At 70.4% G+C, this 9,310-nt stretch carries 11 protein-coding genes; 7 read left to right on the forward strand and 4 right to left on the reverse strand.

Annotated elements, in window-relative coordinates; genetic code table 11:
• Window positions 1-147: 147 nt before the first annotated feature.
• From ACZ7LS_RS14510 to ACZ7LS_RS14520, 3 genes are all read right to left on the reverse strand, one after another.
• Entirely contained in the window at window positions 148-453 is a 306-nt protein-coding gene (locus ACZ7LS_RS14510) for a DUF2630 family protein (RefSeq protein ID WP_382675027.1), read from the reverse strand.
• A gap of 178 nt (window positions 454-631) precedes the next feature.
• A complete protein-coding gene (locus ACZ7LS_RS14515; RefSeq protein ID WP_382528209.1) occupies window positions 632-1,069 on the reverse strand; it encodes a DUF7144 family membrane protein in 438 nt (145 codons plus the stop codon).
• Between the two features lie 164 nt (window positions 1,070-1,233).
• Entirely contained in the window at window positions 1,234-2,112 is an 879-nt protein-coding gene (locus ACZ7LS_RS14520) for a hypothetical protein (RefSeq protein WP_382528207.1), read from the reverse strand.
• A gap of 471 nt (window positions 2,113-2,583) precedes the next feature.
• On the opposite strand from ACZ7LS_RS14520, the gene ACZ7LS_RS14525 reads away from it, so the two are divergent.
• The 4 genes from ACZ7LS_RS14525 to ACZ7LS_RS14540 all read left to right on the forward strand — a co-directional run bounded on the left by ACZ7LS_RS14525 (window position 2,584) and on the right by ACZ7LS_RS14540 (window position 5,874).
• Complete coding sequence (locus ACZ7LS_RS14525) at window positions 2,584-2,910, forward strand: hypothetical protein (protein ID WP_382528205.1); 327 nt, start codon at window positions 2,584-2,586, stop codon at window positions 2,908-2,910.
• Between the two features lie 144 nt (window positions 2,911-3,054).
• On the forward strand, window positions 3,055-3,258 hold the full coding sequence (locus ACZ7LS_RS14530) for a ferredoxin (protein WP_129772876.1): 204 nt from the start codon (window positions 3,055-3,057) through the stop codon (window positions 3,256-3,258).
• Window positions 3,255-4,646 carry an NAD(P)/FAD-dependent oxidoreductase gene (locus tag ACZ7LS_RS14535; protein WP_382528202.1) on the forward strand — a complete coding sequence of 464 codons (1,392 nt, stop codon included), beginning with the start codon at window positions 3,255-3,257 and terminating at the stop codon, window positions 4,644-4,646. Before ACZ7LS_RS14530 ends, ACZ7LS_RS14535 begins: the two co-directional genes overlap by 4 nt.
• A gap of 13 nt (window positions 4,647-4,659) precedes the next feature.
• Window positions 4,660-5,874: a cytochrome P450 gene (locus ACZ7LS_RS14540; RefSeq protein ID WP_385131013.1), complete on the forward strand. Its 1,215-nt coding sequence runs from the start codon at window positions 4,660-4,662 to the stop codon at window positions 5,872-5,874.
• Between the two features lie 124 nt (window positions 5,875-5,998).
• Here the strand turns inward: ACZ7LS_RS14540 and ACZ7LS_RS14545 are convergent, their stop codons facing one another.
• Window positions 5,999-6,874, reverse strand: a complete 876-nt coding sequence (locus tag ACZ7LS_RS14545; RefSeq protein WP_382528198.1) for a glycosyltransferase family 2 protein — start codon at window positions 6,872-6,874, stop codon at window positions 5,999-6,001.
• 360 nt (window positions 6,875-7,234) lie between these two features.
• Here ACZ7LS_RS14545 and ACZ7LS_RS14550 point away from each other — a divergent pair, with 360 nt between their 5' ends.
• From ACZ7LS_RS14550 to ACZ7LS_RS14560, 3 genes are all read left to right on the forward strand, one after another.
• Window positions 7,235-8,095, forward strand: coding sequence for a helix-turn-helix domain-containing protein (locus ACZ7LS_RS14550; protein WP_382528195.1), 861 nt, complete (start codon window positions 7,235-7,237; stop codon window positions 8,093-8,095).
• Window positions 8,096-8,101: 6 nt separating this feature from the next.
• On the forward strand, window positions 8,102-8,890 hold the full coding sequence (locus ACZ7LS_RS14555; RefSeq protein ID WP_385131016.1) for an SAM-dependent methyltransferase: 789 nt from the start codon (window positions 8,102-8,104) through the stop codon (window positions 8,888-8,890).
• Window positions 8,891-9,000: 110 nt separating this feature from the next.
• Window positions 9,001-9,174, forward strand: a complete 174-nt coding sequence (locus ACZ7LS_RS14560; protein WP_382528189.1) for a CsbD family protein — start codon at window positions 9,001-9,003, stop codon at window positions 9,172-9,174.
• The last annotated feature ends 136 nt before the right edge of the window (window positions 9,175-9,310 follow it).

The raw sequence follows: 9,310 nt of genomic DNA on the forward strand, positions 1-9,310 counted from the left end.
CGGATACGGGGAATGGTGGGGTGGGGATGAGCCCCGAAGAGAGCGCCAACAGCACCACGCAGAGTATGCGTGGGGCGGCGGCTGTCGGTCCCCCCCCGCCCCCCCCCCCCGGGACCCGCCGGAGTCATGGGAGTGGGCCGGGCGGCGTCAGCCCTGGTAGCCCTCCACCTCGCCCGGGGGCCGTACCGCGGCCTCGTCGGGGTTCTCGCCGAACTCCGACTTGGCGCGCCGCTGCCGCAGCAGATCCCAGCACTGGTCGAGCTGGACTTCGACGGAGCGCAGCCGCGCCTGTTCGTCGGCGCCGAGGCCGAGGTGCTCGGTCGAGCGTTCGCGCAGGGTGCGCTCCTCCGCGACGAGGGAGCCGATGGTGTCGAAGATCTCGCCGTTCTTGCCGCTGCCGGCTTTACCGTTGCCGGTCCTGCCGTTGCCGGCGGCGTCGCTGGCTGCGTTCATCCCGTTCTCCTTGCCGTGCCGCGTACGTACGCGCATACGGACACAGAAGCGAGAGAGCCGCTGTGCCCGTATGCGCGGACGTTGCGTGGTCGAGCGCTTGATGACGCGTGGTCGGGGGAGGGGTGACGGGCCGTCGGTACCGGCCCTTCAGTGCCGGACCGTCAGGATCTCCGGACCGTCAGGATCTGTTGCCCGCCGAGGCCGCTCCGCGGTCCGTGGTCAGTGCCCAGATCACGAACGCCGCGAGGGCCATGCCGACGAACGCCCAGACAGGCGCGTACGGCAGGTACATGAACTGCGCGACGAAGTAGAGCACCGCCAGTGCGATACCGACGTACCGTGCCATCGGAACGCGCATGAGAAGCGCGAGTCCGGTGAGGGCGACCAGGATTCCGAGGGCTATGTGGATCCAGCCCCAGGAGCCGAGGTTGAACGTGTACGCGTATCCGGTGACGCGGTTGAAGACCGCGTTGCCGCGTACGGCCGCTATGCCCTGAAGTATGTCGACAGCTCCCGCGACCAGCATGAGAACACCGGCGAAGAAGCTACCGCCAACAGCCCAGGCTGCCTTCCTTTCCGCATGTGCGCCGGTGCCTGCTCCGGTGCCGGTGCTCATGCCTGTTCCTGTGCCCGTACCTGTGCCTGTGCCTGTGCCCATGCCCGTGGTGGGGGGCCTCTGTGCTGTGTTCTGGCTCATAACCCCATGGTGCTCCAAATGCCTCAAAAGGGACATTCGGTCGGGTGGGATCGGTATAAAGATTTAGTAAAGTCGGCCGGAGGTCAGACAGGAGAGGAGCTGCGCGGCGCGCTGGAAGTGATGTGCGGCATGTGCGGCATCCGGGGCAACCGGCCGCTCAGCCAGGCCCCGAGAGCCAGGGCGAGCCCGCCGGCGAGCACGCACCAGCCGGCGGTACGCAGCGACGAGGTCAACGCGTCGAAGATCGCGGCGGCGGCCGACCTGTCACCGGTGTCCGGCAGGTCCTGGAGGATGGACCCGCGCGCCACGGCGACGCAGAGGAACAGCAGCGCCGCACCGGCCGCGTACGCGAGACCGGCACCGATGAGCGCGCGGCGGCGGTGGACGGCGAGCAGCACGGCCGCCCCGGTGAGGGCCAGCGTTCCGACGGCGGGCCAGATCCCCGCCGCGCGCAGCCCCTGGGTGACATCGCGCCAGATCCCGAGTCCATTGGCCTCCAGGACGATGATCTGCGTATGCCGCACGGGGATCCGGTTCGCGTACGGCACGCTGTCGTCGGTCAGCTGCTGCTTCACCCGCGCGGTGATGGGCGCCAGATCGATCGTCACGGCGTTGCCGCCACCGCTGGTCAGCGCCTGTTCCGCGGTGGCGTGGGCGGCGCGGGTCGCCGTCTTCCACGCGTTCTTGAAGGCGTTGGTCGTCTCGAACGAGAGGACGGCGTCGTGCAGCAGCCCGCGGACCCCTTCCTTGAGGAGCGGTCCCACGTCGATCTCGGCCAGCACCTCGTCGGTGATCCGGTCGGCGACGGCGTTCTGTACGTCCGGGTCGGAGGCGAGCGGCGCCATGGTGGAGACGAAGCGGTCGGTGTCGCCGACCTCCAGATCGACCCAGGCCGCGACCGCGCTCAGCGGGGCGAGGACCGTCAGCAGGACGATCAGCGCCGTGGAGAGGTAGGTCCGCACTCCTCAAGGGAACGGGTACGGGGCGGCGGGCGCGAGCGGGGCGCCGCCGACCCGGTGAGAGCGCGTCGGGTGCGTGTCGGGTGCGTGTCGGCCGCGCCTCGGGTGCGTGGCGGGTTCGCCTCGGACTCTCGGTGGGCCCGGCAGGTGCGTGGCGGGCGCGCGTCGGGCGCGCGTGGGGCGCTCGGCTGAGGTTGACGCGTACGGCGGGCGGGTGTGCCCTGGAGAAGCGGGGGCGGACGCGGGGGGCGCGAGGGAAGGAGCCCCCCTGCCATGGCCACCCAGACACCGGCGCCCACACGGCACCGCACGCTGACGCCTCATCTCCCGCCTCACCTTCCGGGGCGTCTCCCAGGGCGTCCCCAGGGGCGTCATCCGGGGAATCTTCCGCTGCACGACGGCGCGCGCCCGCCGGGTGCGACGGGCGCACGCCTCCAGGAGTCCGGGCGGCGCCGTATCTCACCACGCCTCCTGGTGAACTCTCTCCTGCTGGGCATCGCCTACGGCGCGTACGCGTCCTACATCGCCCGGGGCGGCGGCCCCGCCACCTACGGTCAGCTCGCCCTGGCCCTGATCTCCGGCGCGCTCGCGGCCCTCCTGGTCCTCGGCCTCGTCCGCGTACAGCCCCGGCTGATGAACGAAGTGCGCGCCGCGGCCTGGGGCGTGCTGGTCGGAGGCGGCATGGGCTTCCTCTACAGCCTCACCAACCACAGCGTTCTGCTGTCCTCCGGCATCGGACTGGCCATCGGCGCCGCCACGGTCATCGTGGTCTTCTACCGGCTCTACACCCGACGCCCCTGACAGAACCCCGAGGTCACCGAGGGCCACCGAGCTTCACCGAGGTCACGGAGGCACGGGGTCACCCCGTCGGCGCAGCACCGCTCGCGCCGCTCCCGCGCAGGCCATAGGACGGAGACGGCGGGCGGCGCGGAGGAGTGGACCGGTATGCAGATCGTTGTCGATCTCAATCGCTGTCAGGGATACGCGCAGTGCGTGTTTCTCGCCCCTGAGGTGTTCGAGCTGCATGGCGAGGAGGCCCTGATGTTCACACCGACCGTGCCCGACGGCCAGCATGAGCATGTACGCCGGGCGGCGGCGGCGTGTCCGGTGCAGGCCATCCTCGTCGGCGAGCGGGCGGGGTCCCGGTGACCGGTGAACCGTGGGACGGCCGCATCGTCATCGTCGGCGCGTCACTGGCCGGTCTGCGCGCCGCCGAGACGCTGCGCGACGAAGGCTTCACCGGACCGCTGACGCTGGTCGGGGAGGAGCCGCACCCCCCGTACGACAGGCCGCCGCTGTCCAAACAGGTGTTGCTCGGCCGGACGCGCGCGGCGGACATCGGGCTGCCGGCCCGCCGCGAGGTGGACGCGCGATGGAAGCTCGGCGTACGGGCCGGCGGGATCGATCCGATCGAGAAACAGGTGATCCTCGCCGACGGCGAACGGCTCCCGTTCGACCGGCTGCTCATCGCCACCGGAACCCGGGCCCGCCCCTGGCCGGACCCCGCCGAAGCCCGGCTGGACGGCGTGCTGACGCTGCGTACGCGAGACGAGGCGGCCGAGCTGGCGGAACGGCTCGACGCCGGGCCGCGCCGCGTCCTGGTGATCGGCGCCGGGTTCACCGGCTCGGAGATCGCCTCCGCCTGCCGGGAACGCGGCCTGGAGGTGACCGTCGCAGAACGCGGCCCCTCGCCTCTCATCGGAGCGCTCGGCGGCGCACTCGGCGGGTTCGCCGCCAGGCTGCAGCGCGCGCACGGCGTCGATCTGCGCTGCGGTGTGACGGTCACCTCCCTCAAGGGCCGCGACGGACGGCTCACGGGCGCCGAATTCTCCGACGGCAGCCGGATCGAGGCCGATGTCGCCGTGGTCGCGCTCGGCGCCGTACGCAACACGGAATGGCTCGCCGAATCGGGTCTGGCCGCGGGCCCGCGGGGCGTCGCCTGCGACGCGGGGTGCCGCGCCTTCAACATGTACGGGATCGTCACCGACGACGTCTTCGTCGCCGGTGACGTGGCCCGCTTCCCGCATCCGCTCTTCGGATACCAGATGCTGGCCCTCGAACACTGGGGCAACGCGGTCGCGCAGGCGGAGGTGGCGGCGCACAACATGGTCAGCACGGGCCCGCACAGGCGCCCGCATCTGGCGGTGCCCGCCTTCTGGTCCAGTCAGTTCGGCCTCAACATCAAGTCGGTCGGCGTGCCGACCTTCTCCGACCAAGTGGTCATCGCCCAGGGCTCGTTGCGGGAGCGCAGGCTCGTCGCCGTGTACGGCTACCAGGGACGGATCACCGCCGCGGTCACGGTGAACCGGGCCAAGTGGCTGGAGCACTACGAGTACCTCATCGAGACGGCGGCGCCGTTTCCCCCCGAGCGCGGGGCCGCCGACCGGCCCGACTCGGTCGAGCCCTTCCCCTCCGACGTGCCGGATCCCCAACTGCTCTCGCACGGACCGACCGTGGCCCTCACCGGCCATCTGCCGGACCGGCGCCTGACCTTGGTGCGGCACGAACCGACCCCGACCGCCGCCCACCGTCGTTGAGGAGCCCCCCAGCATGTCCCCGGACACCCTCTACCAGCGCATCACCGACTACGCGAACCGCGCCGACCCGTATCCCCTCTACGCGGAACTCCGCGAGAACGGGGTGTCGCGGCAGGACGACGGCAGCTATCTGGTCGGCACGTACCACGAGATCGCCGCACTGCTCCACGACCCGCGGATCAGCTCGGACTGGCGCAACCGCGCCGACCCGTCCACGGTCCCGCTGATCAGGCGGAGCGGTCAGCAGATGGCCTTCATCGGCCACGACGACCCCGAGCACGACCGGCTGCGCCGTATCGCGATGCGCCCCTTCGGACCGCCCCACACCCCGGGCCGGATCGACGCGCTGCGCGCGGACGTCACCCGGATCTGCGACGAACTGATCGACGCGTTCAAGGACAAGGACCGCATCGACGTCGTCGAGGACTTCGCGTACCCGCTCCCCGTCACCGTGATCTGCCGGCTGCTCGGCGTGCCCCACGAGGACGTGCCCCGGGTCCGCGCCTGGACGAACGCGATCATCGCCGGCTTCGACCTCACGCCGGGGCAGGACGAGGAAGGCCGCCAGAAAGCCGGCCAGGACGCCCGGCTGGCGATGGGGGAGTACATCGGGGATCTCTCCGACAAGCGCCGTGACCACCCCTCGGACGACATGATCTCCGCGCTCGTCCACGACAACGGTCCCGACGGGCGGCTGACCAGGACCGAACTGATGGCGACCGGGACCCTCCTGCTCATCGCCGGGCACGAGACGACGGTCAACCTCATCAGCAACGGCGCGCTCACCTTCCTGCGCTTCCCCGACGCCTACCGGCTGCTGCGCGACAAGCCCGAGCTGATGCCCAGGGCGGTCGAGGAACTGCTGCGCTACGAACCCCCCGTCCACCTGCTCCCGCAGCGCACCCCGCTCGCGGACATCGAGATCGCGGACGTCACGGTCCCCAAGGGCGCCCCGCTGGTCCTCGTACTCGCCGCCGGGAACCGGGACCCGCTGCGGTTCGAGGACCCCGACCGCTTCGACCCGACCCGCGAGGACAACCAGCACTTCGGCTTCGGCAGCGGCATCCACAACTGCTTCGGCGCGCCGCTGGCCCGCGTGGAGGCCCAGATCGCCCTGAACGCGCTGGTCCCCCGCCTGGAGGGCTTCCGGCTCTCCGAGGATCCGCCCCCGTACCGCCGCAGCACGATCCTCCGGGGGCCGCGCCACTTGCCGATCGAGCGGGCGTAGCGAGCCGTCGCTTGAACCGAGCGGTGTGTGGCGGTGCGTGTGGCGGTGCGTGTGGTGGCGCGTTTGCCGGTGCGTGCGGTAGTGCGTGCGGTGGTGCGTGTGGGTGGCGTGGGTGGCGGTGCGTTCAGATGACCGGCGGGCGGCCCAGCGCCGTCATGCGGCGTACGGTCCGCCAGCGCATCGGCCGCCGGGGCCCGCATGTCGTCCGTACGCCCTCGAAGAAGCCGCCGAACCACGCGCGCAGCCCGCTCACCGAGCGCGTACGCGCCACGGTGAGCAGGATCCACGTACCGAGGTAGACCGGTACGAGCAGCGCGGGCAGATGCCGGCGCGCCAGCCATACCCGGTTGCGGGCGGTCATCCGGTAGAACTCCGCGTGCCTCGCCGGTGAGGTGCGCGGGTGCTGGAGGACCAGCTCCGGTTCGTAGCGGATCGTCCAGCCCGCGTCCAGCGCACGCCACGCGAGGTCGGTCTCCTCGTGGGTGAAGAAGAACGCGTCGGGCCAGCCGCCCGTCTCGGCCAGCATCGCCATGGACAGCGCGTGCCCGCCGCCGAGGAACGTCGTCACCTCGCCCGCGCGCATCGGGTCGTCGACCCGCAGCCGGGGTACGTGCCGCCGCTGGGTGACGCCGGTCTCGTCCGCGATACGGAAGCTGACGATGCCGAGCCGGGGATGCGCCTCGTACAGATCGGCGACGCGCGTGATCACATCGGCCTCGATCAGCAGGCCGTCGTCATCCAGGTCCACCAGAACGTCCACGTCACCGCAGGCGCGGAGCTTCTCCATGGCGACATTGCGCCCTCCGGAGACCCCCAGGTTCTCCGCCAGCTCGATCCCGATGACGCCTTCGGGCAGCTCGGGCAGCGGGGCGCCGTTGCCGACGACCACGATCCGGGTCGGGGCCTCCCGCTGCTTGGCGACGGAGTCCAGCAGGGCTCGCAGCTCGACGGGCCTGGTCCCCATCGTCAGCACGGCCACACCCACACGCGGTCGGGACACGTCCAGATCACTCCAGCTCTTGGTGACGGTAAGGAAAGGGGGAGGGGAGGCAGGGGAGGGAGGGAAAGCGAGGCAGGGGAGGGAGGCGAGGCAGGGGAGCGGGGAAGGGCGGGAAGGTCCGGAAGCGGCGGGGAGAAGGGACAGGGCAGGACAGGTGAACGGCGGGAAGCGAGAAGATGCCGCGAATCGATGCTAACCGGCGGACGCCATCCTCAGGACACCGGAAGATGACCCTGTCGACGTCGCGGGTTCATCTTGCCGTCCGGCCGGAACGCTCGGGTCCGTCCACGCCGACGCCCCCGTGTGCGGCCTCGGGCCCCTATGGCAAACTGCCCGCATGCTGGTGGCCGGTGGTGGGGTGTGAGCGAGCCTCGGTCTGCCCCGACGATTGGGCAACTCGTCCTGAGCAAGCAGCTCCAGGGGCTGCGCGAGAGAGCCGGTCTCAGCCGCGACGAGGCCGCCAGACTGCTGCATGTGGCGCCCGCGACGATACGGCGCATGGAGATGGCCGAGGTCGCGCTCAAAGTCCCGTACATACAGATGCTGCTGCCCTCGTACGGGGTGACCGGCGATGAGGCAGACGCCTTTCTCCAGCTGGTCGACGAGGCCAACAAGCCCGGCTGGTGGCAGCGCTTCCACGATGTCCTGCCGGAGTGGTTCGGCGGCCATGTCAGCCTGGAGGAAGCGGCCAAGACCATACGGTGCTACGAGCCGCACTTCGTGCCGGGGCTGCTCCAGACCGAGGACTACGCACGCGCGATCCTGACCTACGGCGAGGTCGGCCGGAACGATCCGGCGCGCATCGAACGCCATGTGGCGCTGCGCATGGCGCGCCAGTCGCTGCTGACCGGGCCGGACGCCCCTGTTTTCTGGGTTGTCATGGACGAGACGGTTTTACATCGCCCCGTGGGCTCGTCCGCCGTGATGCGCGCCCAGGTGGACCGGCTGCTGGCCGCGACCGAGCTGCCGAATGTGACGCTTCAGATCGCCGAGTTCGCCGCCGGGCATCACCCCGGCACCTACAGCCCCTTCGTGCTGTTCCGCTTCGCTATACCCGAATTGCCCGATATGGTCATCGTTGAATATCTGACCGGTGCCCTCTATATCGACAACACCGGTGAGGTCGCGGAGCACATGGAGGCGATGGACCGCATGGTGGCTCACGCGGAATCCGCGCGCCGCACCAAACAAATCCTCGCCGATTTCCGTAAGGAACTGTGAACCGAGATGACGGCAGGCATACCCAAGCCCCAGGTCGACACCAGCAAGCCCCACCCGGCGCGGGTGTACGACTACCTGCTGGGCGGTAAGGACAACTACCCGGTCGACCGCGAGATAGGGCAGCAGCTGCCCGAGGACTCCCGGCGCGACTCGCGGCTGAACCGCGCGTTCATGCACCGCGCCGCGGCCTGGGTGGCGCAGAGCGGGATCGACCAGTTCCTCGACATCGGTACGGGCATCCCGACCGAGCCGAACCTCCACCAGATCGTCCAGAAGATCGCGCCGGCCTCGCGCGTCGTCTACACGGACAACGACCCGATCGTGCTGCGTCACGCCGAGGCCCTGCTGATCAGCACGCCCGAGGGCGCCACCGACTACATCGAGGCGGATGTCCGCAGGCCGCACGAGATCCTCGAACACGCCCGCGGCTTCCTGGACTTCAGCAGGCCCGTCGCGCTGTCCCTCATCGCCCTGATGCACTTCATCCCGGACGAGGACGACCCGTACGGCATCGCCCGCACCCTGGTGGACGCGCTGCCGTCCGGCAGTGTCTTCGTCTTCTCGCAGGGCACCGCGGACTTCCAGCCGCAGAACCTGGTGGGCAAGGTCACCAACACCTACGGCAAGGGCGGCATCGCGCTCCGGCTGCGCACGCACGCCGAGGTCCTGCGGTTCTTCGACGGGCTGGATCTGGTGGACCCGGGGCTGGTGACGGCCCCGAAGTGGTTCAAGGGAACACCGGCGCCCGAGGACGAGCAGAGCTCTTTCTACGTAGGCGCGGCCAAGGTCCGCTGAGGGCGGACATCCACAGGTCCGCGGTTCACTGGTTTGCGGTGGAAGTACTCGGGCAGGCGCTCCTATGTCAACGGAACGGCTCAACAGCTCGACAGTGAGGAGCGCGAACCATGACCGCAGACAAGAAGTTCTCCGCGAAGGCCGACCAGGCCAAGGGCGCCATCAAGGAAACCGTGGGCCGCATGGTCGGGAACGAGCGGCTGACCGCCGAGGGCAGGGCGGAACGCGCCAAGGGTGATGTGCGCGGCGCCGGTCAGAAGGTGAAGGACGCGTTCCACCGATGAGCGCGCCGCACAGCCCTTTCGGCAGAGGTGGCCGTGCGTGCAGAGTTCAAGGGCGGTGGGGGGGGGGGGGGGGGGGGGGGGGGGGGGGGAGGGGGTTGGGTGGGGGGGGGGGGGGGGGTGCGGGTGGTGGGCTGGT

Source organism: Streptomyces sp. NPDC039430, assembly GCF_055639435.1.